The following is a 22,032-nucleotide window of genomic DNA, read 5'->3' on the forward strand; positions in this document are numbered from 1 at the left end:
GCCCCGTCGCCCCGTGCGCCCGCCGGACCGGGTGCCGCGACGCCGCCGCTACAGGCGCGCCGCCGCCGCGCGCACGCGTTCGTCCGTCGCCGTCAGCGCCACGCGGACGAACTTCTCGCCCGCCTCGCCGTAGAAGTCGCCGGGAGCCACCAGGATGCCCCGGTCCGCCAGGTGCGCGACCGTGCTCCAGCAGGACTCGTCGCGAGTGGCCCAGAGGTAGAGGCTGGCCTCGCTGTGCTCGATGCGGAAGCCGTGCGACAGCAGCGCCTCACGCAGCAGGGCGCGCCGGGCTGCGTAGCGTTCGCGCTGCTCCCGGACATGGGTGTCGTCGCCGAGGGCGGCCACGACGGCCGCCTGGGTGGGCGCCGAGGTCATCATGCCGCCGTGCTTGCGGATCTCCAGCAGGGGGCCGAGGACGGCGGGGTCGCCCGCCAGGAAGGCCGCCCGGTACCCGGCCAGGTTCGACCGCTTGGAAAGCGAGTGCACCGAGACGATGCCCTCGTACGAGCCGCCGTTGACGTCCGGGTGGAGGACGGAGACCGGGTCGGCCTCCCAGCCCAGCTCCAGGTAGCACTCGTCGGAGAAGAGCAGCACCCCGTGCCGCCTCGCCCAGGCCACCACACGGGTGAGCTCCGCCTTGGACAGCACCCTGCCGGTGGGGTTGGACGGGGAGTTCAGCCAGAGCAGCCGGAGGTTCGTGGGGTCGAGCTCCGTCGGGTCGTCGTAGACCTCGTACTGCGCGCGGGCCAGGCGCGCGCCCACCTCGTACGTCGGGTAGGCCAGCCGCGGGTGGGCCACCCTGTCGCCGGGGCCGAGGCCCAGCTGGGTCGGGAGCCAGGCCACGAGCTCCTTGGAGCCGACGATCGGCAGGACGTGCCGGTGGGTGACCTCGCGGGCGCCCAGGCGGCGCTCCAGCCAGCCGGTGATCGCGTCCCGCAGGGCCGGGGTGCCCCACACCGTCGGGTAGCCCGGGGAGTCCGCCGCGTCGATCAGGGCCTTCTGGACCAGGTCGGGGACCGGGTCGACCGGGGTGCCGACCGAGAGGTCGACGATGCCGTCCGGGTGGGCTGCGGCCGTCTTCTTGTACGGCTCCAGCTTGTCCCAGGGGAAGGTGGGAAGTCGGTCGGAGACTGCGGAGGACACGGTGACTGGCTCACTTTCGTACGTACGGCAAACGCCTCGGCCCCGTACGGTGATCAGACCTGATCAGGCCGTACGGGACCGAGGCGGCACGGTGGCGGGCCGCTGCGGTTTACTCGGCCTGCGGCGGCAGCGCGGCCACGAAGGGGTGGTCGCGCTCGATCAGCCCCAGCTTGCTGGCTCCGCCGGGCGAGCCGAGCTCGTCGAAGAACTCGACGTTCGCCTTGTAGTAGTCCTTCCACTCCTCCGGAGTGTCGTCCTCGTAGAAGATCGCCTCGACCGGGCAGACCGGCTCGCAGGCGCCGCAGTCGACGCATTCGTCCGGGTGGATGTACAAGGACCGCTGGCCCTCGTAGATACAGTCGACCGGGCACTCTTCGATGCAGGCCTTGTCCTTCACGTCGACACAAGGCTGCGCGATGACGTAGGTCACGCTGTCGTTCCTCCTCGATAGGGCGCTGGCGGGCCTCCTCAGGCTCCGCCGCCTGGCGCGCGGGAGCGCGGCGTCGTCGATGCCCGCCACCTAGTATCTCCGTTCTTGGGCATGATCCGAACAGGAGGGGTGAACCGACCTGTGGAAATCTCGGCCGCCGGACGTCTCGAGGTCCGCATCACCGCTGCTGACGTGGGAAAACGCGTCTCCGTGCGGTGCTTGACCGACGCTGGAGCCGTCGACGGGAAATTCACCGACACGGTCGGGGTTCTCACATCATGGGACGACGGTGTGCTCGCGATCACACGGAAGAGTGGGGAGAGCGTCCGTATTGACGCGTCCTCGCTGGTCGCGGGGAAGGTCGTGCCCGCCGCCCCGGCCCGCCGCCGGGGGCCGGCCGCGGGCTACCGGGAGCTGGCCGGCGTCGCCGCGCGGGCCTGGCGGCCGGTGGAGAGCGCGCGGCTCGGCGCGTGGGAGCTGCGGGCGGCAGCCGGGTTCACCCGCCGGGCCAACTCGGTGCTGCCGCTCGGCGACCCCGGCATGCCCCTCGACGCCGCCCTGGACGCCGTACGGGCCTGGTACGGCGCACGCGGGCTGCCCGCCTACGTGCAGACGGCGACGGGCGCCGAGGGGACCGAGGAGCTGCTCTGCGCGGAGCTGGAGCGGCGCGGGTGGGTGCGTGAGGTGACGGCGGAGCTGTGGGTCGGCGCACTGGCGCCGGTCGCCGACCGGGCCGAGGCCGAGGGCGTGGTCCTGGCCCGGGACGCCGACGAGGCGTGGCTGGCGCGCTACGGGCGCAAGGGGGTGAGCGAGGTGGCCCTGCGGGTGCTGGCAGGGACGTCCTCCCCCTCCGGCGAAGCGGCGAGCGGGGCAGGGCCGTCGGTGTGGTTCGCGTCGGTGCCCGCGCCGGAGGGCGGCGCCCCGGCCGCGATCGGACGGTGTGTCGTGGACGGCCGCTGGGCCGGCTTCGCCGCCGTCGAGGTGGCTGCGGAGCACCGCCGCCGGGGACTCGCCACGACGGTGATGGCCGCGCTGGCCCGCAAGGCGCTGGACGAGGGCGCGTCGGCGGCCTGGCTGCAGGTGGAGGAGGACAACGCGGGGGCGCGGGCGCTCTACGCCGGGATGGGCTTCGCGGCCCACCACGCCTACCACCACTACCGGGAGCCGTCCGGGGAGTCCACGCCGAGCCCGTCGTGGCAGGCGTCGTGAGCGGGTTCGAGTGGGCGCAGGTGCGGGAGCGGTTCGCGGCCGAGGCGCGGTCCGAGCGGCCCGATCTGGCACTGCTGTGCCTGCTGGTCGGAGCGGCGGCGGACCCGGCCGCGGGCGAGGACGGCCTGGACGCCGGGCAGATCGAGCTGGACCGGCTGGCGGGGCAGGTCCCCTACCGGCCCGGCGGGCCGGCGGCGTGGGCGGAGGCGTTGCGCGAGCTGCTCGGCGAGCGGTGCGGGTTCCGTGGGTCCGCGGCGGACTACGACCGGCTGGACTCGTCGCTGCTGGACCGGGTGCTGGTGCGGCGGCGGGGGCTGCCGATCCTGCTGTCCGTGGTGTGGGTGGAGGTGGCGCGGCGGGCCGGGGCGCCGGTGTACGGGGTGGCGCTGCCGGGCCACTTCGTGGCCGGCTTCGGACCGCCGGAGGACCTCGGACGGCAGGTGCTCGTCGACCCCTTCGACGGGGGACGGCTGCTGACCGGCGAGGACGCCGGCCTGCTGGTCACCGGTGCGACGGGCGCGCCGCTGGAGCCGTCGATGCTGACGCCCGCGGAACCGCTGGACGTCGTGATGCGGATCCTGAACAACATCCGGTCGTGGGCCGCCGCCCGGCCCGAGCGGTCGGATGTCGCCCTGTGGGCCGTGGAGTTGGCGTTGGCCGTGCCGTCGCATCCGGCCCGGCTGCGCTACGAGCGCGGGCAGTTGCTGGTGCGACGGGGGGATTTCCTCGGCGGGGCCGCCGAGTTGGAGGAGTACGCGGGGCTGGTGGAGGTCGTGGACGAGGGCACGGCGGAGCGGGTGCGCGGCGAGGCGTTCGCCGCCCGGGCGCTGCTGAACTGAACGCGCGGCCCGCGGTCGCCTCCCCGGCGAGTACCAGCGGCTGCGGTCACGTCCAGGTGGCATGGGCCGCGGTCGCGTCCAGGGAGCGCACGGCCCACCGTCACGCGCGGGAAGCGCGCGGGCCACAGTGCCGTGCGGGCGAGCGCGCGGGCCGTGGTCCCGTTCATGCCATGCGCGGGCCGCGGTCGCGTCCGGGCGAGCGGGCCGCGGTCGCGGGCGGGCGAGTGCACGGCCCGCCGTCACGTGCGGTGAGCGCGCGGGGCGCGGTGACGTCCGGCCAGCGCTTGCCTCGGTCAGGTCCGGCGCGTGCGGGGCAGGGCCGGGGCCGGGGAGTTCGCCGAGGCCGGAGGCAGGGGCGGGGGTGTGGTTGTGGCTGTGCGGCGCTCGGTCAGAGCCAGCCCTTCTCCCGCGCGATCCGTACCGCCTCCGCGCGGTTGCGCACCGCCAGTTTCTGTATCGCCGTCGACAGGTAGTTGCGGACCGTCCCCTGGGAGAGGTGCAGGGCCGCCGCCAGTTCGGCGTTGGTCGAGCCGTCGGCCGCCGCCCGCAGGACCTCCCGTTCCCGGTCGGTGAGCGGGTTGGCGCCGCCCGCCAGGGCCGCTGCCGCCAGCGTGGGGTCGATGACCCGCTCGCCCGCCAGCACCCTGCGCACCGCCTCCGCGAGTTGCGCCGCGGGCGCGTCCTTGACGAGGAAGGCGTCGGCGCCGGCCTCCATGGCACTGCGCAGATAGCCGGGGCGGCCGAAGGTCGTCAGCACGACCAGCTTCAACCCCGGCAGCTCCTTGTGGAGTTCCGCGGCCGCCTCGATGCCCGTCGCACCCGGCATCTCGATGTCGAGGAGGGCGACGTCGACGTCGTGGGCGCGGGCGGCGGCGAGGACCTCGTCGCCGCGCGCCACCTGGGCGACCACCTCGATGTCGTCCTCGAGGCCGAGCAGGGCCGCCAGGGCCTCGCGGACCATCGACTGGTCCTCCGCCAGCAGAACCTTGATCGTGCCACTCATGAGCGGGATCCTACGTCCGGCAGGTCGCCGGCCGGGACCCGGGCGACCAGGCGGAAGCCGCGCTTGAGGCGCTCCGTCTCCAGCACGCCGCCCGCCTTCTCCAGACGCTCCGTCAGGCCGGTCAGTCCATTGCCGGGGCCTTTGCCCGAGCCGCCGGAGCCGTCGTCCTCGACGGAGAGTTCGAGGACGGGGCCGTCGAGGGTCTGGCGGCGCACGACGTCCACCGTGCAGCGGGCGGCGCCGCTGTGCCGGACGACGTTGGTGATCGCCTCGCGCAGGGTCCAGGCGAGGGCGGACTCACTGTCCTCGGGGACGCCGTCCACGTCGGGTTCGGCGGGCAGTGAGGCGACGATGCCGGCCGCCGTCAACGCGACCTGAGCGCCGGCGAGTTCGGCGGCCAGCCGGGGGCGGCGGTAGCCGGTGACCGCCTCACGGACGTCGACCAGGGCCTGTCGGCTGACCTGTTCGATGTCGGCGACCTGCCGGGCCGCCTTGTCGGGGTGGTCGGGGAGCATCCGGCCGGCCAGCTCGCTCTTGAGCGTGATGAGGGACAACGAGTGTCCCAGCAGGTCGTGCAGGTCCCTGGCCAGACGCAACCGTTCCTCGTTCGCGGCCAGTTGGGCGACCGTGGCCCGCGCCTTGCGCAACTCGACCGTGGTGCGCACCAGCTGGCTCACGCCCGTCATCGCGAAACCGATGAGCAGGACCAGCAGGAGCAGGTTCAGGGCCTCCTCCTCGTCGGTGCGCAGTCCGACGGCGAGGAGCACGGCGCCCGTGCCCGGGATCGTCCAGAGCGCCAGCCGCATCGGCAGCACGCTTCCGCAGGCGACGGAGACGTAGCAGTACAGGCCGAGCCAGGCGGAGCCGAGGGTCAGGGAGAGGACGGTGGCCACCACGGCCATGGAGCCGATGAGGGCGCCGACCGCCTTCGTGGGGTACGGCGTGTCCCCCATGTTCCGGAACAGCAGCGCGAGGTAGAGCGCGACGAACACCGTGAGTCCGAGCCAGCCGGCCGCCGTCCCGGACGTGGTGTGCTTCCCCGAGACCAGGTCGTGCACGGGCGAGCTGAGGAAGACCAGCCAGACCCCGATCCAGAGCAGCTTGCGCCGCCACAGTTCCCGCCGGTTGCGGGCGGGCCGGCCCGGCAGGAACCGGGCGCCCTCCAGGCTGCGCGGGTCGTCCGTCATGGCGCTCACGCCTTCAGGGTGTCCTTCCGGTACAGCCAGGCCGCGCCGCCCGTGAACAGGGCGAAGAAGACGGCCAGGATCACGATGTCCTCGGCATGCGGGGCCCGGCTCTGCTCGATCGCCTGCCCCAGGGCAGCGTACGCGTGCGTGGGCACCCACCTGGCGATGTCCTGCAGCCAGCCCGGGAAGGTCGTCGTGGGCATCCACAGGCCGCCGAGGATCGACAGGCCGAAGTAGGTGATCATCGTGATGGGGCGGACGGCGTCCCCGGTCGCGAGGTAGCCGATCGCGACGCCCAGGGCGGCGAAGACGAGGCTGCCGGCCCAGATCGCGCCGGTGAGCGCGACCCACTGCCAGGCGTCCAGCCGTACGTCCTTCACGATGGCCGCGACAGCGAAGACGACGACGATGGAGGGCAGGCTGACCACGGCGGCGCTCGCCGTCTTGGCCAGGACGTAGCCGCGGCCCGGGAGCGTGGTCAGCCGCAGCTGCCGTACCCAGCCGCTCTGCCGTTCCTTGGCGATGCGCTCGCTGTTGCCCATCAGGACCGCCGTGAGGGCGCCGAAGGAGGCCATCGAGACCATCATGTACGTCGGGAGCGTGAGGCCCGTGCCGTCGATCTTCTCCTTGCTGTCGGAACTGCCCGCGATCAGCAGGAACAGCACGGACGGGTAGATCACCGAGAAGAACAGGAACTTGCGGTTGCGCAGGGCGCGGGTGAGTTCCAGCTTGATCAGGCCGTTCACCGGGTCTTCGCCTCCTCGGCGGTGGTGAGGGCGACGAAGGCCTGCTCCAGGCCGAGCCCTGCGACTTCGAGATTGTGCGGGTAGAGGCCGAGGCCGTAGACCGCATGGACGGTGGCGTCGGCGTCGGCGGACTGGATGCGCACGGTCCGGCCCGACCCGGCGGCGGAGCCGCTGTGGGACACGGTCAGGGAGGTGAGGAACGGCAGGGCGCGCAGGGCGGCCTCGTCCATCTCGCCCTCCAGGTCGAAGGCGATGCGGCGGGCGCCGGCCTTGGCCTTGATCTCGGCGGCCGTGCCGTCGGCGAGCAGCCGGCCGCGGTGCAGGACCAGCACCCGGTCGGCGATGGCGTCGGCCTCTTCGAGGTAGTGGGTGGCGAACAGGACCGTGCGGCCCTGGTCCGCCTGTTCGCGCATGGTGGCCCAGAACGCCTGCCGGGTGGTGACGTCCATGCCGGTGGTGGGCTCGTCCAGGACGATGAGGTCGCTGTCGCCGGCGGTGGCGAGGGCGAACCGGACGCGCTGGGCCTGGCCGCCGGAGAGCTTGTCGACCTTGCGGTCGGCGATCTGGGCGATGCCGGCGCGGGCCAGCACGTCGGCGGGCCGGTACGGCTTCGGGTGCAGCCGGCAGGCGAGGCCGACCAGTTCGGCGACCGTCACCTCGTCCATCAGGCCGCCGCTCTGCAGCATCGCGCCGACCCGCCCGGCGACGATCGCCTCGCGCGGGGTGGCGCCGAAGAGCCGGACGGCGCCGCTGTCGGGGTGCTTGAGGCCGAGCAGCAGGTCGAGGGAGGTGGACTTGCCGGCGCCGTTGGGGCCGAGGAGCGCCACGGTCTCCCCCGGCCGGATGTCGAGCGTCAGGCCGTCCACGGCCCGTACGTCGCCGAAGCTCTTGGTCACCTGGTCGAACCCGACCACCGGTGCTGTCTGCGTCGTCATGACGTCATCGTCGCCGCGACGGCCCCCGGCGCGGCAGTGTCGGACGTCCGGGGTGCCGCATGACAGATGTCACGCGGCACCCCGCTCGCGTCAGCTGGGGTCGGTGTCGATGATCCCGACCCGGTTCGTCCTGCTGATCAGGGCCGGGCGCAGGGCACTGATCACGTCCTCCACCGTGACCGGCGTCTTCTGGCCGGTGCCGCGGGTGATCAGCACGCCGTTGAACGCGCCGCCGTAGAGCTCCTTCAGCGCGGCCTTGTCGTAGCTCTCCACCAGCTTGCCGTCGATCGCCTTGACGCCGAGGAACTTCCACAGGGAGTTCTTCGGGCTCATCGGGACGGCGTGCGCCGCGTCGGTCTGCACGGTGACCTTGCCGGACATCGCCGGTTCGGCGAACTCCTTCATCATGCGGTCGACCTCGGCGTTCGAGACGGTCGGCTGCTTGGTGGTCGTCGGCACCGTGACCGCGGCGGCGGTGCCGGTCTCCACCTGGCTGCGGTAGGCGTCCACCACGGCCGACTCGGCCTTCGCCGCGTCGATGCCCTTGCCCGCCTTGCCGTAGACGGGGACGGCCTTGCCCGACGTGAACTTGATGGTGCCGTCCTGGGCCGAGCCGGAGCCGCCCGCGGCGTTCTTCAGGGCCGCCTGCAGCTTCTCCTCGTCCACCGGCATCGCGGGCTCGACCTCACGGTGCTGCCCGAACAGCGAGCCGATCACGGAGACCGGGTTGTAGTCGCTCCTGGCGGCGGCGTCGACGGTGGCCTGCATGTCGAACTGCAGGCCCGCCTGGTCCGGCTTGAGGGTGACCGTGTCGCCGCCGACGGACAGCTTCAGCGTCTGCGCGGCCCGCTTCTCGAACGCGTCGTCGAGCGTCTTGACGGCGTCGTCGCGGGTGCCGCCGCCGATGTCGACGCCGAGCACGGTGGTGCCCTTGGGCACGTCGGAGTGGTTCATCAGCAGGCCCGCGCCGTAGACGCCGACGCCCGCGACCACCACCAGGCCGCCCAGCAGCGGGAGTTTGCTGCGGCCCTTCTTCTTTTTCTTCTTGGCGTCGCCCGCGGACGTGCTCTGCGCGCCCTGCGCCGGCCCCTTGGGCGGGGTGTGCGGCAGCGGCCCCTCGGACGGCGTGCCGCCCGTGAAGGGACCTCCGGACCCGCCCTGGCCGCCTGCGGGCACGACGGGGATGCCGCTGGTGACGGTGTGCCCGGAGACGTTGTCGGCCGGTCGGCCGCCGTAGCCGCCCGCGCCCGGTCCGGGGGCGGGCTTCTGCGGGGTGAGGATCGCGGTGTCGTCGCTCAGGCCGCCGCCGGGGAGCCGGCCGGATCCGGTGCCCGCTCCGACGCCGGGGGCGAGGGCGGCGGAACGCGGGCCGCCGGGGCCGGACGGCGTACCGGGGACGCCGCCGTGCATCGGGGGCACGATCGGGCCGTCGCCGGTGACCGGGCCGCCGGTCGGGCCCGCGGGGCCGCCCTGGAGGCCGCCGCGGCCGTCGGGACCGCCCGGTCCGTCGGGGCCGTTGAAGTCGTAGGAACCGCCGGGTCCGCCGGGTCCGGCCGGGAGGCCGCCCTGGCCGTCGGGCCTGCCGCCGACGCCGTTCACGCCGTTGGGGGCCGGGAGACCGTTCTGGCCGGTGCCGGAGAAGTACGGCAGGTCGTCACGGCGCGACTCGGCGCCGCCCTGTGCCTGTGCCTGTCCCTGCGGCTGCCCCGGCTGCGGTCCCTGGCCCTGACCCTGACCCTGACCCGGCGTCCGGCCCTGGCCGGTGCGCGGGCCGTTGCCGAGCGGACCGCCGGCCAGCGCCTCGGTCACGTCGAAGGATCCCGTGCCGCCGCCGTGTCCCGGCGCCACGGGGCCGCCGGTCGCACCGGAGAACCCGGCGCCGTTGGTGCCGCCGGAGCGGGCGCCGCCCGGCACGCTCATGGAGCCGACCACCCCGCCGGGACGCCCCGCACCGGGCCGCGCGCCGCCGGGCGCACCGGCACCGGCACCGGGGGTCGGGCCTGCGGCCGCGGGGGCGGGGGCGCTCGCGGACGCTCCGGCCCCGGCGGCCGAACCGCCCGGCAGTCCGGCTCCGTTGGTGCCGCCGCCGCTCTGACCGGGCTTGCCCGGCGCGGACTTGCGTGGCGCGAACCAGTCGCTCGTCTTGTCCTCGGCGCCGGACGCGGGATCGCCGGGCAGCTCGAACGAGCCGGTGTCGGACGAGGTCGAGCCGACGGCGCCCGTGGGGGCCGTCGGCTGCGCGTCGACGACGGCGTCGGCCTTGCCGACCGGGCCGCTGTCGTCGCCCGCGCTCTCGGCGTCGGCGACGGGTGTGCGCACGACGACCGGCGGAATGGGCCGCGATCCCGGGATGTTGATGCGGATCCGGGTGGTCAGCGTGGTCTCGGTCTTGCGTTCCTCCGGCTGCGCGGCCGAACGGCCCGCGTCCGCACCGCCGTCGGACACCACGGGGGTGCCGTACGGCGGCGTACCCGAGGGGTATGCGGCTCCGCCGCGCCCGTTGGGCCCGGAGGACGGACTGTCAGTTTCACGACTCAAGGCAGGTTCTCCAGGTTGGCTCCGCCGCTCGCCACGACCTCACGGGCTGCTCGGCGGCGCGCACCACCATACTGGCCACTTCTGGCCCGTATCCCACGACCGCCGGAAGACCCACACGGGACTCGCACGGTCACGCCGGGGTGAAGTGGTACGTCACTTGCCAAGTCGGACGTCTTCGCCGACCGGTTGCCGCCCTCCACCGAGGGTGGCACAGATCACAGCAAGGGCCATTCCGCCGAGCAGGAACAGATACGAGCCGCCGCCCGCGCCGAACAGGAAGTCGCCCTCCGGGCGGCCGGCGGTGGAGAGGATGACGGAGATCATCCAGCCGGCGGCCGGCGCGACCGCCCCGGCGCGGCTGCCGACGGCCCGCGCGCCGCCGACGAACAGCCCGGCGGCGCCCACGAGCGCGAGAAGCAGTCCGCCCGGGAACCAGCCGGCCTGGACGAGCGCTCCGGCGAGACCGGTGAGCGCGCCGAGCAGCAGCAGCCCGGCATAGGCGGCGGCCCGCCCGGCGGGCGGCATCCGCAGCGGCTGGGCGAGCATCGAACCCCGGTCGGACATCAGGCCGCCTCTCCCGCGTCGGTCGTTCCGGCGAACAGGTCGCTCTCCCTGTTCCCGCCGTGCACGGCTGCCTCGCCGCGGACGAGTTCGTAGTACTCGGTCGTGAAGAGGGGCTGGGCGAGGTCGTTGGAGAGGGCGAAGCACCGCTCCCCCGCGGCGACGGCGACCTGGGTGGCGTGCGCCCGCATCGCGGCGGCCTTGGCGGCGGCGTGCCCGGCGTGCGCGTCGATCTCGGCGGTGACGCGGTCGTCGTCCACGACGCCCGGCACGTCGGATACGGCGGCGGCGCTCGGGAACGGGAGGGCCGGCAGCTCCTCCCGGAGCTTCGCGAAGGCGGCCTCGGCGACGGAGCGTGGGACGCGGTTCCAGTACACCTTCGGAATGCGCCATCCGGCGGCCTCGGCCAGCTCGGCGGCGCGCATGGCGACCCGGTGGGCCTGGATGTGGTCGGGGTGGCCGTAGCCGCCGTCCTCGTCGTAGGTGACGAGGACCTGGGGTCGCACCTCGAGGATCACCTCGACGAGGTGCGCGGCCGCGTCGTCGACGTCGGCCTGCCAGAAGGCGGCCGGGTCGTCGTTGTCGGCGAGGCCCATCATCCCGGAGTCCCCGTAGCGGCCCGCGCCGCCGAGCAGGCGGAAGTCGTCCACACCGAGCTCGGCCATGGCCGCCGCGAGTTCCCCCCTGCGGTGCTCGCCCAGCGCGGCGCCGGTCAGATGCCGCAGCTCCGGCGGGATGACCTCGCCGCGTTCACCGAGCGTGCAGGTGACCAGGGTCACGTGGACGCCCTCGGCCGCGTACCTGGCCATGGTCGCGCCGTTGTTGATCGACTCGTCGTCCGGGTGCGCGTGCACCAGCAACAGACGCCGTGAGGGCAGTTCCGTCATGGGCCCAACCCTACGAGGCGCCCCGTCTCCCCCCGCCACCTCCCCGCCGGTCCGTCACTCCTTCTCGACGAAGAGCGCTTCCGCGGACGACGCGGTGACGGCCCGGGTGAGCCATTCCCGCAGGAGATCGGGGTCGTCACAATCGGTGACGCGCTCGCGCACTTCGTCGGAGACGTCGAGACCGCGGGCATCCAGAACGAGCAGGATGTCCTCGGCACCCCGCTGCGCACGCCCCTCGTCGCGGAACTCTTCGAAGATGTACGACTTGTACGGGGAAAGGTCCACAGCCACCAGGTTCCTCCAGAGTTCCGCGGCCCGACGATTGCTACCGAGGCCTTGAGCGATGAATTCAATGATCGTGACGACGACCGCCTCGGGAGCGTCGCGCAATGCGTTGGACAGGGATCTCAGTATCCCACTGACGTCCGTTTCCTTCGCGTGCGTGATGGCGGACAGCGCGGCCAGCGCCAAGTCAGCCCGAGCGTCGTCCGGGTCGGTGATCAAGGGCATGTTGTGCGGGCCGACCACCAGCGGACGCAGGGTGAGGGAGGGCCACTGCTCTGGCCCGAGGATCATGGGCCGTGCGGCCCACTCCGCGGTGGTCCGGTCCTGGCAGACGACCAGCAGCAGAGGTGGGACCTTGTACTTCGTGTACAGGAAGGACAGGTAGTAGGCCCAGCTGGCGGGCTTGTCCGGGTCCTTTGCGCTCTGTGCTTCAACAGCCAGCAAGAACGACTCGTCGCCGTCGAAGCGCAGCAGTGTGTCGACACGGCGTTCGACGGGCTGGGTCTCGGTGAGATCGGTCGGTAGAACCGTCACGCGCTCGGGTGGGATGAACGGGAGACCGAGCACCTTGGAGACCCCGGCGAAAAGGCCCGGATACTCCTGGAAAATTCGGTGCATCGCCTCATGGGACGCGCTGACCATGCGTTTCCTTTACTCGTGGGGTCTTCAGGGAGCCGACGCCGACTGCTCTTTGCAGTCGCGGCAGCGGGCGCCCGGTTCGGGTGAGCGGATGCCGCGGTCGCACCCGTCGCAGTTCCGCATCTCGTGCGGGGCGGGCGGCGGCGGAGCCGCGGGCGCACGGAACGACGGCGGCGGTGGCAGCAGGGCCGTGAGCCGGTGGGCCAGAAGGGCGGCGGGGCGGCGGACGCCTTCGGGCGGAAGGTCGGCGGTGAGGGCCTGGCGTACGACGGCGGGGCTGACGTCCCGCTCCAGCCAGGCGGCGACGCCGGGGGCGAGGTGGGCGGTGTCGCAGGCGGAGAGGAGGAGGGTCGAGTCGTAACGGCGCAGGCCCGCGAGGAGGTCGGTGGCCGCCTGGAGGAGGGCGGGGGCGGGGTAGCCGGGGCGCGGGACGGCGGGGAGTGGCTTGCGGGGTCCGCGCGCCTTCTTCGGCTTGGCCGGGGTCGCCGCGTGTTCGTCGGCTGCCGGGCGGGGGCCGTGGCGGCCGGGCTGGTTGCAGGAGACCGTGCGGGTGACCATCCGGCCGCCCCGGACTCGGGAGCGCTCCCGGCGCAGATAGCCGTGGGCCTCCAGTTCGCGCAGCCCGGCGGCGATACGGGTGGATCCCTCGGGGAAGCGGGCGGTGAGGGCCTTGATGTCGACGCGGGCGCCCTTGGGCAGCGACTGGATGTGCACGCCCAGCCCGATCGCCAGGAGCGACAGCTCGCGGTGCTGCGCGAGGTGGTTGCCGATCACCGTGAAGCGGGTGGTGTGACGGACGTTCTCGTGGGTCAGTCCGCCCACGCGGGTGTGGTTTTTGCCCGCGTTACGGGACTCAGCGCATGGGGGCGCGCTAGGGTTTTCCGTGTCCATCGGGAAGTGGCCTTCCTCGGTGGTCAGGCCCTCGCACTGGGATTGCCGTCCCGGCGGGGGCCGTCGCATGTCTGGGGTGGAGGTGCAGCACTGTGGCTCTGCGCTGCGTTGCGCTGAGCGTAAGGCAGGCAACCCGTCACGAATCCAGTCGAGTTGGGCATATTCACTCGCGGGAGTGAGTTTGACCGGCGGGCGGGAGGGGTGGGGCTTGGTCGGGTTCTTTCGCCGCCGTCGTGGGTCTTTGGAATGAGCGCCCCTTGCCCCGAAGCTCGAGAATCCGGGTTCCGGTGACGGACGCACATCGCCTCGTCCAGGGCTTGCGGCGGTCAGGAGAGGCGGCGACCCTGAACGTCGTCCGGCGGGAGTACGAGTTCGGCCCAGACCGTCTTGCGCGGGCGCAACTCCGGAGCCCAGCCCCACCGGTCGGCGAGCGCCTCGACCAGGAGCAGCCCACGGCCCGACTCGGATTCGGTGTCGGCGCCTGGGCCGGAGCCGGAGCCGGGATGCGGTGGCCGGGGCGGGCGGTCTCCTGCCGTGTCGGTCACCTCGATGCGCAGCGTGTGCGCGATGACGTAGAGCGAGAGTCTGAAGTCCCGGCCCGGTACGCGTCCGTGGGTCACCGCGTTCGCCGCGAGTTCGGCGACGATCTGGCCGGCCGGGTCCACCGGCACGCCCCAGCAGTGCAGTTGCTCGACGGTGAGCAGGCGGGCGAGGCGCGCTCCGCGGGGTGTCGGGGACAACCGCACGCTGAAGTTGCGGAAGTGCTGACCGGGAGGTCGGGTCCCGAAGGAGACGGATTCCTGAATCACGTGACTCAGAGTGGCCAGTCACGCATACCGTGAACAGTGATGGAGCCGTTGCGTACGGTGACTGTCCGGGCGTTGTCCGGGCGTGTCCGAACTGTCGGCCCGGGTGACGGAGGGTGCGGAATGGAGCAGGTGAACGGCAGGCCGGTCCAGCTCAAGGAGGAGGCGGACGAGCCGGGTTGGGAGGTGGACCCGGACGACGACTGGGGCGTCGCCGTCGTGGAGACGGTGGGGCGGCAGTTGAAACTGCGCCGCGAGGCCGTGGGGATGCGCGCGGCCGACTTCGGGCTGGCGGTCGGGTACGGCGAGGACCTCGTCTACAAGATCGAGAGCGGGAAGCGGATCCCCCGCCCCGAGTACCTGGACAAGGCCGACAAGGTGTTGGGAGCGGGCGGGCTGCTCTCGGCCATGAAGGAGGACGTGAAGAAGGTCCGGTACCCGAAGAACGTCCGCGAGATCGCCAAGCTGGAGGCGCAGGCGGTCGAGCTCGGGGTGTACGTCGGGCTCAGCCTGCACGGGTTGCTGCAGACGCCTGAGCACGCTCGGGCTCTGTTCGAGGCCCGGCAGCCTCCCTACTCGGAGGAAGAGGTGGAACGTCTGGTCGCCGCCCGCATGGCGCGGAAGACGGTCTTCGACAAGTCACCCGTGCCTGCTCTGAGCTTCGTCCAGGAAGAGGCGGCCCTGCGTCGTCGCATCGGAGGCACAATGGTGCGACGCCGACAGCTCGAACACTTGCTGGAGGTGGCAGGGTTGCGCAACGTGACGTTCCAGGTCATGCCGACGGAGAGCGGCGCTCACCCCGGAGTGGATGGCAAGATCGAGTTGCTGAAGTTCGCAGACGGTACGGCTGTAGGGCGTTCCGACGGCGCGTTCAACGGCCGCCCAACGACGGAGCCGAGGGAACTCCGCATCCTGGAACTGCGCTACAGCACCATCCGGGCCGAGGCACTCACGCCCGGGGAGTCACTCGTCTTCATCGAGCAGTTGCTGGGAGAAACATGATCCGCAAGCACCCCACCGGAGCCCATCCGGAACTGGCCTGGTTCAAGAGCAGCTACAGCGATGGCACCGAGGGCGACTCCTGCGTCGAGATCGCCACCGCCCCTGGCACCGTCCACGTCCGTGACTCCAAGCACGCCGACGGGCCCCGCCTCCGGCTCTCGCCGGAAGCCTGGGCCGACTTCGTGCCGTACGCGTCGGAGAGCTGACGGCGTCAGAACTTGATGCTGCCGATCATGCTCGCCACGCTCGTCGTCAGATCGCTGATGGTGGGAGCGATCGTCGAGGAGGCCAGATAGAAGCCGAGCAGGATGCAGACGACAGCGTGACCGCCCTTCAGTCCCGACTTCTTGATCAACAAGAAGACGACGATCGCCAGCAGCACCACCGCCGAAATCGAGAGTGCCACGGCGGCTCACCTCCAAGGACCCGGGAAACGTGAAGGAAACAGAGCGAGGGAACACGTAAATCCATACGACCGCCAGCAGGTTCATACCCACTCAGCGCTAGTGATCATAACTACCTGTGGGCGCGCATCTCTCGGCGCACAGCCGCACAAGGGGGTCGCATGGCCAATATGGTCGGGGGATGACGACCGAGTCCGACTCCTTTCCCCGCAGGCACGCCCGCACCCAGCGGTTCACTCTCGGCGCGCCGCGCTCGTTCACGGTGGCTCCCGACGGCTCCCGCGTCGTGTTCCTGCGCTCCGGTTCCGGCACGGACCGCGCGGGCGCGCTCTGGGTCCTCGATCCGGCGGACGGCACGGAACGCCTGGCCGCCGACCCGCGCACCCTCCTCGGGGGCGTCTCGGAGGACCTCTCGCCACAGGAGCGGGCGCGCCGCGAACGCAGCCGCGAGGCGGGTGCGGGCATCGTCGGCTACGCCACTGACGCGGGTGTGGAGCTGGCCTCTTTCGCCTTGTCAGGACGGCTTTTCACGGCGGAGCTGCGGGCGGGGACGGCCCGGGAACTGCCGGTCGCCGGACCGGTGATCGACCCCCGCCCGTCCCCTGACGGGCGACTCGTCGCCTATGTCGCCGGAGGCGCCCTGCGGGTGGTGGGCGCGGAGGGCGAAGGCGACCGGGCGGTGGCGGAGCCGGAATCGGAGCCGGTTTCCTATGGATTGGCCGAGTTCATCGCGGCCGAGGAGATGGCCCGCTCGCGCGGGTTCTGGTGGGCTCCGGAATCGGACCGGCTGCTGGTCGCCCGGGTGGACGACACTCCGGTGGAGCAGTGGTGGATCTCCGATCCGGCCCAGCCGAAACGTGACCCACGACACGTGCGCTATCCGGCGGCCGGGACGCCCAACGCTGACGTACGGCTGTTCGTGTTCGGTCTCGACGGGGTGCGCACGGAGGTCGTCTGGGATCGTGCGCGTTATCCGTATCTGGCGCGAGTGCACTGGTCAGGGGCGGGGGCGCCGCTGCTGCTCGTACAGGCGCGCGACCAGCGAAGTCAGCTGTTCCTGGCGGTGGACACCGACTCCGGAGCGACCCGGATGGTGCACGCCGACGAAGATCGGATTTGGCTGGAACTGTTCCCTGGGGTGCCCTGCTGGAGCCCTTCGGGGCAGCTGGTCCGGATCGCCGACGAGGGCGGCGCGCGGGTCCTCACGGTCGGTGAACGCCCTTTGACCGGGGACCAGTTGCATGTACGGGCGGTCCTGGACGTCACAGCCGACGACGTGCTGGTCGCCGCCTCCGCCGGGGCGGGCGCGGCGGCGCCCGAGGTCGGCGAGGTGCACGTCTACCGGGTGAACGAGCTCGGCGTCGAGCGTCTCTCCCAGGAGCCCGGCGTACACGGGGCGGTCCGCGCCGGGAACGTGACCGTGCTGACGTCGGCGGTACTGGACCGGCCGGGCACAGTGGCGCGGGTGCTGCGGGACGGGAAGCCCGCCGCGACCGTCGGCTCCTGTGCGGCGGATCCGGGCCTGACCCCCCGCGTGAAGCTCGTCGAGGGGGGCGCACGCCGCATTCCGTGCGCCGTGCTGATGCCTGCGGACCACCGCGGTGACGCCCCTCTGCCCGTCCTCATGGACCCCTACGGCGGTCCGCACGGCCAGCGGGTGGTGGCCGCGCACAACGCGCACCTCACCTCGCAGTGGTTCGCCGACCAGGGCTTCGCGGTGATCGTCGCCGACGGCCGGGGCACGCCGGGCCGCTCGCCCGGCTGGGAGAAGGCGATCCACCACGACTTCACCGTCGCCCTCGACGACCAGATCGAGGCCCTGGAGGATCTGGCGAAGAGCCATCCCCTCGACCTCTCCCGGGTGGCGATCCGCGGCTGGTCGTTCGGCGGCTGGCTCGCGGCCCTCGCGGTGCTGCGCCGCCCCGACGTCTTCCACGCGGGCATCGCCGGCGCCCCGGTGACCGACTGGCGGCTCTACGACACCCACTACACCGAGCGGTACCTCGGCGATCCGACGACGCAGCCGGCGGCGTACACCAAGAGTTCGCTGGTCGCCGACGAGGGCCTCGCCGGGCCCGCCGAACCCCACCGGCCGCTGATGATCGTCCACGGACTGGCCGACGACAACGTGGTCGTCGCGCACGCCCTGCGCCTGTCCTCGGCCCTGCTGGCCGACGGCCGCCCGCACGAGGTGCTCCCCCTGTCGGGCGTCACCCACATGACCCCGCAGGAACAGGTCGCGGAGAACCTTCTCCTGCTCCAGGTGGACTTCCTCCGCCGCGCTCTCGGACTCGCCTGAGCAGCGACACTCCGCAGAGCAGCGCAACCATCGATCGAGGAACCACGACGAAGCACCCGCCGCGTCCGCGAGAGCGGCGCCGGCTCAGGCGCAGAAAAACGGGCCGGGGCGACATGCGCCCCGGCCCGTTTACGGCACCCGCACGGCCGTACGCTGTTCAGCCTGACGCGTCCGTATATCGGAATCGGGTCGGCCAAGTTGCCTGCGTGTTAACGCGGTTGCTGCGCAAATGTGCGGTTGTGTCGAACCATCCGGTCTCGGCCCGGTCTCCGTCAGGCCTGCGGCTCCTCCGGTGGCACGACCTGTTTCTGCTCGGCGAAGTGACACGCCGAGGCGTGGGCCTCGGGCCCCGTCGCATGGCGGAACACCGCCGGGACGGCCAGCTCCGGCACCTCCAGCGCGCAGCGCTCCTGCGCCTTCCAGCAGCGGGTGCGGAAGCGGCAGCCGGAGGGGACGTTCGTCGGGGACGGCACGTCGCCCACCAGGATGATCCGCTCCCGGTGCTCGCGCGCCTCCGGGTCAGGCAGGGGCACCGCGGACAGCAGGGCCTGGGTGTACGGGTGCGTGGGGTGGTCGTAGATCTCGGCGTCGCGGCCGATCTCCACGATCCGCCCGAGGTACATGACCCCGACCCGGTCGGAGATGTGCCGGACGATCGACAGGTCGTGGGCGATGAACAGGTAGGACAGGTCGAACTCGCTCTGCAGCCGGTCCAGCAGGTTGATCACCTGCGCCTGGACCGACACGTCCAGCGCGGACACCGGCTCGTCGGCGACGATCACCTCGGGGCGCAGGGCCAGCCCACGGGCGATGCCGATGCGCTGGCGCTGGCCGCCGGAGAACTGGTGGGGGTACCGGTTGATGTACTCCGGGTTGAGGCCGACGACGTCCAGCAGGTCCTGGACCTTGCGGCGCCGGTCGCCCTTCGGGGCCACCTCGGGGTGGATCTCGTACGGCTCCCCGATGATGTCGCCCACGGTCATCCGGGGGTTGAGGGAGGTGTACGGGTCCTGGAACACCATCTGGATGTTGCGCCGGACGGCCTTGAGGGCGCGCCCGGACAGCTTGGTGATGTCCTCGCCCCGGTAGCGGATCTCGCCGGCCGTCGGCTTCTCCAGGTTGACCAGCATCTTGGCGACTGTCGACTTGCCGCAGCCCGACTCGCCGACGATGCCCAGGGTCTCGCCGCGGTGCAGGGTCAGGTCGACCCCGTCGACGGCCTTCACCGCGCCGACCTGCTTCTTGAAGAGGATGCCCCGGGTCAGCGGGAAGTGCTTGACCAGCCCGCTGACCTCCAGAATCGGCTCAGTCATGCAGGCACTCCCTCCAGAAGTGGCAGGCGCTGGCGCGGTCCGCGTCGGAGTCCTCGACGTCGTACAGCGGCGGGACGTCCCGGCGGCACACCTCCCGGGCCATGGGGCAGCGCGGGTTGAAGGCGCAGCCGGGCGGGATGTGCATGAGGTTGGGCGGCAGGCCCTTGATGGCGTAGAGCTCCTGGCCCTTCTGGTCCAGGCGCGGGATCGAGTCCAGCAGGCCGCGGGTGTAGGGGTGGGCCGGCGCCTTGTAGATGTCGTGGACGGGGGCCGACTCGACGATCCGGCCCGCGTACATGACGGCGATGCGGTCGGCGACGTCCGCGACCACGCCGAGGTCGTGGGTGATGAGGATGAGGCCCATGTGGTACTCGCGCTGCAACTCCGCGAGCAGGTCCATGACCTGGGCCTGGACGGTGACGTCCAGGGCGGTGGTGGGCTCGTCGGCGATGATGAGCGCCGGTTCCAGGGCCATCGCCATCGCGATCATGATGCGCTGGCGCATGCCGCCCGAGAACTGGTGCGGGTAGTCCTTGACCCGTTCCCGGGCGCCCGGGATGCGGACGCGGTCCATCAGCTCGACGGCCTTGGCCCGCGCGTCCTTCCTCGACATCCCGCGGTGCACGACGAACATCTCGCCGAGCTGGTCGCCGACCGACAGCACCGGGTTCAGGGACGACAGGGCGTCCTGGAAGATCATGGCCATCTCGGCCCCCCGCACCTTGCGGCGCTCGTCCTCCCTGAGCTTCAGCAGGTCCCTGCCCTGGAAGAGGATCTCGCCGGAGGTGATCCGGCCGGGCGGCATGTCGAGGATGCCCATGATCGCCTGTGCGGTGACGGACTTGCCGGACCCGGACTCGCCGAGCACCGCGAGCGTCTCCCCCGCGTCCACGCCGTAGCTGACGCCGTTGACGGCCCGGGCGATCCCGTCCCGGGTGCGGAACTCCACGTGCAGGTCACGCACTTCGAGCAGCATCCGCCCGTCACCTCAGCTTCGGGTCGAGGGCGTCGCGGACCGCGTCGCCGAGCATGATGAAGGCCAGGACCGTGAGGGCCAGGGCGCCCGAGGGCCACAGCAGGGCGTGCGGGGCGTTGCGGATGTACGGGGAGGCGGCGGAGATGCCGATGCCCCAGGAGACGGTCGGCGGTTTCAGACCGACGCCGAGGTAGGACAGGGTCGCCTCCAGCGCGATGTACGTGCCGAGCGCGATGGTGGCCACGACGATCACCGGGGCGACCGCGTTGGGCGTGATGTGCCGCAGCAGCAGCCGGGAGTGGGAGGCGCCGAGGGCGCGGGCCGCCTGGACGTAGTCGTTCTGCTTGGCGGTGATCACCGAGCCGCGGGCGATACGGGAGATCTGCGGCCAGCCGAGCAGCACCATGAACCCGATGACGGGCCAGACGGTGTTGCTGGTCACCACGGAGAGCAGGACGAGGCCGCCGAGGACGACGGGGATGGCGAAGAAGACGTCGGTGATCCGGGACAGGATCGCGTCCCAGGAACCGCCGAAGAAGCCGGCGAGGCCGCCGAGCACACTGCCGAAGAGCGCGACGCCGAGCGTGGCGAGGACGCCGACCGTCACGGACGTACGGGCGCCGTAGACGACGCGTGTGTAGACGTCGCAGCCCTGACCGTCGAAGCCGAAGGGATGGCCGGGCTGGGAGCCCTCCTGGGCCTTGGACAGGTTGCACTTGAGGGGGCTCAGCCAGGTGATGGATCCCGGCCACAGGGAGATGAACACCAGGAACAGGATGACCAGCCCGGAGATGATGAAGACGGGGTTGCGGCGCAGGTCCCGCCAGGCGTCGGACCACAGGGAGCGGGGCTTCTCGGACGGGCCGGAGCCCTGCGGCCCGCCCGGGGTCTTCTCCAGCGTCTCCCCCTCCGCCGTGGCGAGGTCCATCGCACCGCCCATGCCGGTGTCGGCGATGGCGCCGTCCTCCGGCGTGCGGCCCGCGCCCGGCAGATGATGCTCCGGCGGCGTCGGCTCAGGCATAGCGGATCCTCGGGTCGAGTACGGCGTACAGGAGGTCGACGAGCAGATTGGCCACCAGGAACACCAGGACGAGGACGGTCACGAAACCGACGACGGTCTGGGTGTTCTGACGGAGGATCCCCTGGTAGAGCTGGAAGCCCACGCCGTGGATGTTGAAGATGCGCTCGGTGACGATCGCGCCGCCCATCAGGGCCCCGATGTCGGTGCCGATGAAGGTGACCACCGGGATGAGGGAGTTGCGCAGCAGATGCCGGGTGACGACCCTGCGGTGCGGCAGCCCCTTGGCGACGGCCGTGCGGACGTAGTCGGACCGCTTGTTCTCCGCGATCGAGGTGCGGGTCAGCCGGGTGACGTACGCCAGCGACACGGACGCCAGCACCAGCCCCGGCACGATCAGTTCGCCGAACTCGGCGTCCGAGGAGACCGACGGCTTGATCCAGCCCCACTCCACGCCGAGCAGCAGCTGCAGCAGCAGACCGGTGACGAAGGTGGGGACGGAGATCACCACGAGGGTCAGCAACAGGACCCCGGTGTCGACGGGCCGGCCCCGGCGCAGGCCCGTCACGACGCCCAGGGTGATGCCGATGACGATCTCGAAGAGGATCGCGACGACGGTCAGCCTGATGGTGACCGGGAACGCCGTCGACATCAGCTCGGTGACCGGCTGACCGTTGAACGCCGTACCGAAGTCTCCGGTGAAGACGTTCCCCATGTAGGTCAGGTACTGCTGCCACACCGGCTTGTCGAGCCCGAACTCCTTCTTCAGCTGGGCGGCGGTGGCCGGGTCGCACTGCCGGTCACCGCACAGACCCGCGATGGGGTCGCCCATCACGTTCACCATCAGGAAGATCAGCAGCGTCGCCCCGATGAACACGGGGATCATCTGGAGCAGACGCCGGATCACATACCGGCCCACGG

Annotated in this window: 21 protein-coding genes and 1 pseudogene; 5 read left to right on the plus strand and 17 right to left on the minus strand. The window is 71.9% G+C overall.

Going from position 1 to position 22,032, the window contains the following annotated elements:
- Positions 1–48 precede the first annotated feature (48 nt).
- Both OHS82_RS15930 and fdxA read right to left on the minus strand, forming a co-directional pair.
- Positions 49–1,143, minus strand: a complete 1,095-nt coding sequence (locus tag OHS82_RS15930; protein WP_057584361.1) for a bifunctional succinyldiaminopimelate transaminase/glutamate-prephenate aminotransferase — start codon at positions 1,141–1,143, stop codon at positions 49–51.
- A gap of 109 nt (positions 1,144–1,252) precedes the next feature.
- Complete coding sequence (gene fdxA / locus OHS82_RS15935) at positions 1,253–1,573, minus strand: ferredoxin (protein ID WP_007495984.1); 321 nt, start codon at positions 1,571–1,573, stop codon at positions 1,253–1,255.
- Between the two features lie 141 nt (positions 1,574–1,714).
- On the opposite strand from fdxA, the gene OHS82_RS15940 reads away from it, so the two are divergent.
- Complete coding sequence (locus OHS82_RS15940; protein WP_057584362.1) at positions 1,715–2,782, plus strand: GNAT family N-acetyltransferase; 1,068 nt, start codon at positions 1,715–1,717, stop codon at positions 2,780–2,782.
- Entirely contained in the window at positions 2,767–3,621 is an 855-nt protein-coding gene (locus OHS82_RS15945) for a transglutaminase-like domain-containing protein (protein WP_057584363.1), read from the plus strand. Before OHS82_RS15940 ends, OHS82_RS15945 begins: the two co-directional genes overlap by 16 nt.
- Before the next feature lie 388 nt (positions 3,622–4,009).
- On the opposite strand, the gene OHS82_RS15950 is transcribed toward OHS82_RS15945, so the two are convergent.
- The 10 genes and pseudogenes from OHS82_RS15950 to OHS82_RS15995 form a co-directional block, all read right to left on the minus strand.
- A complete protein-coding gene (locus OHS82_RS15950) occupies positions 4,010–4,624 on the minus strand; it encodes a response regulator transcription factor (RefSeq protein ID WP_057584364.1) in 615 nt (204 codons plus the stop codon).
- A complete protein-coding gene (locus tag OHS82_RS15955) occupies positions 4,621–5,811 on the minus strand; it encodes a sensor histidine kinase (RefSeq protein ID WP_328436067.1) in 1,191 nt (396 codons plus the stop codon). Before OHS82_RS15955 ends, OHS82_RS15950 begins: the two co-directional genes overlap by 4 nt.
- Positions 5,812–5,816: 5 nt before the next feature.
- On the minus strand, positions 5,817–6,557 hold the full coding sequence (locus OHS82_RS15960) for an ABC transporter permease (protein WP_057584365.1): 741 nt from the start codon (positions 6,555–6,557) through the stop codon (positions 5,817–5,819).
- Positions 6,554–7,426: pseudogene (locus tag OHS82_RS15965) on the minus strand (ABC transporter ATP-binding protein); the annotation flags it as partial. The gene OHS82_RS15960 and the pseudogene OHS82_RS15965, both read right to left, overlap by 4 nt.
- A gap of 156 nt (positions 7,427–7,582) precedes the next feature.
- Complete coding sequence (locus OHS82_RS15970) at positions 7,583–10,030, minus strand: hypothetical protein (RefSeq protein ID WP_328434052.1); 2,448 nt, start codon at positions 10,028–10,030, stop codon at positions 7,583–7,585.
- A 153-nt stretch (positions 10,031–10,183) separates the two neighbouring features.
- Complete coding sequence (locus OHS82_RS15975; RefSeq protein WP_057584368.1) at positions 10,184–10,594, minus strand: DUF6113 family protein; 411 nt, start codon at positions 10,592–10,594, stop codon at positions 10,184–10,186.
- The gene (gene mshB / locus OHS82_RS15980) at positions 10,594–11,478 is read right to left on the minus strand and encodes an N-acetyl-1-D-myo-inositol-2-amino-2-deoxy-alpha-D-glucopyranoside deacetylase (protein WP_057584369.1); all 885 of its coding nucleotides are present in this window, start codon (positions 11,476–11,478) and stop codon (positions 10,594–10,596) included. The genes OHS82_RS15975 and mshB overlap by 1 nt, the downstream gene beginning before the upstream one ends.
- Before the next feature lie 54 nt (positions 11,479–11,532).
- Positions 11,533–12,405: a hypothetical protein gene (locus OHS82_RS15985; RefSeq protein WP_057584370.1), complete on the minus strand. Its 873-nt coding sequence runs from the start codon at positions 12,403–12,405 to the stop codon at positions 11,533–11,535.
- 24 nt (positions 12,406–12,429) lie between these two features.
- Positions 12,430–13,293, minus strand: a complete 864-nt coding sequence (locus OHS82_RS15990; protein WP_057584371.1) for a hypothetical protein — start codon at positions 13,291–13,293, stop codon at positions 12,430–12,432.
- A 326-nt stretch (positions 13,294–13,619) separates the two neighbouring features.
- Positions 13,620–14,111, minus strand: coding sequence for an ATP-binding protein (locus OHS82_RS15995; protein ID WP_079041622.1), 492 nt, complete (start codon positions 14,109–14,111; stop codon positions 13,620–13,622).
- Positions 14,112–14,222: 111 nt separating this feature from the next.
- On the opposite strand from OHS82_RS15995, the gene OHS82_RS16000 reads away from it, so the two are divergent.
- Complete coding sequence (locus tag OHS82_RS16000) at positions 14,223–15,101, plus strand: helix-turn-helix domain-containing protein (protein WP_057584372.1); 879 nt, start codon at positions 14,223–14,225, stop codon at positions 15,099–15,101.
- A complete protein-coding gene (locus OHS82_RS16005) occupies positions 15,098–15,307 on the plus strand; it encodes a DUF397 domain-containing protein (RefSeq protein ID WP_057584373.1) in 210 nt (69 codons plus the stop codon). Before OHS82_RS16000 ends, OHS82_RS16005 begins: the two co-directional genes overlap by 4 nt.
- Positions 15,308–15,312: 5 nt before the next feature.
- On the opposite strand, the gene OHS82_RS16010 is transcribed toward OHS82_RS16005, so the two are convergent.
- A complete protein-coding gene (locus OHS82_RS16010) occupies positions 15,313–15,507 on the minus strand; it encodes a hypothetical protein (RefSeq protein ID WP_057584374.1) in 195 nt (64 codons plus the stop codon).
- A gap of 179 nt (positions 15,508–15,686) precedes the next feature.
- Here OHS82_RS16010 and OHS82_RS16015 point away from each other — a divergent pair, with 179 nt between their 5' ends.
- A complete protein-coding gene (locus OHS82_RS16015; protein WP_328434053.1) occupies positions 15,687–17,804 on the plus strand; it encodes a prolyl oligopeptidase family serine peptidase in 2,118 nt (705 codons plus the stop codon).
- 272 nt (positions 17,805–18,076) lie between these two features.
- On the opposite strand, the gene OHS82_RS16020 is transcribed toward OHS82_RS16015, so the two are convergent.
- From OHS82_RS16020 to OHS82_RS16035, 4 genes are read right to left on the minus strand one after another with little or no spacing between them, the layout of a single operon-like run.
- On the minus strand, positions 18,077–19,117 hold the full coding sequence (locus OHS82_RS16020; RefSeq protein ID WP_328434054.1) for an ABC transporter ATP-binding protein: 1,041 nt from the start codon (positions 19,115–19,117) through the stop codon (positions 18,077–18,079).
- Positions 19,110–20,093 carry an ABC transporter ATP-binding protein gene (locus tag OHS82_RS16025; protein WP_057584376.1) on the minus strand — a complete coding sequence of 328 codons (984 nt, stop codon included), beginning with the start codon at positions 20,091–20,093 and terminating at the stop codon, positions 19,110–19,112. Before OHS82_RS16025 ends, OHS82_RS16020 begins: the two co-directional genes overlap by 8 nt.
- A gap of 7 nt (positions 20,094–20,100) precedes the next feature.
- Positions 20,101–21,114 (minus strand): ABC transporter permease, encoded by a 1,014-nt coding sequence (locus OHS82_RS16030; protein WP_328434055.1) that lies wholly within the window; start codon positions 21,112–21,114, stop codon positions 20,101–20,103.
- Entirely contained in the window at positions 21,107–22,030 is a 924-nt protein-coding gene (locus tag OHS82_RS16035; protein ID WP_057584378.1) for an ABC transporter permease, read from the minus strand. Before OHS82_RS16035 ends, OHS82_RS16030 begins: the two co-directional genes overlap by 8 nt.
- Positions 22,031–22,032 lie beyond the last annotated feature (2 nt).

The sequence above is a fragment of the Streptomyces sp. NBC_00425 genome, assembly GCF_036030735.1.
Lineage (GTDB): Bacteria > Actinomycetota > Actinomycetes > Streptomycetales > Streptomycetaceae > Streptomyces.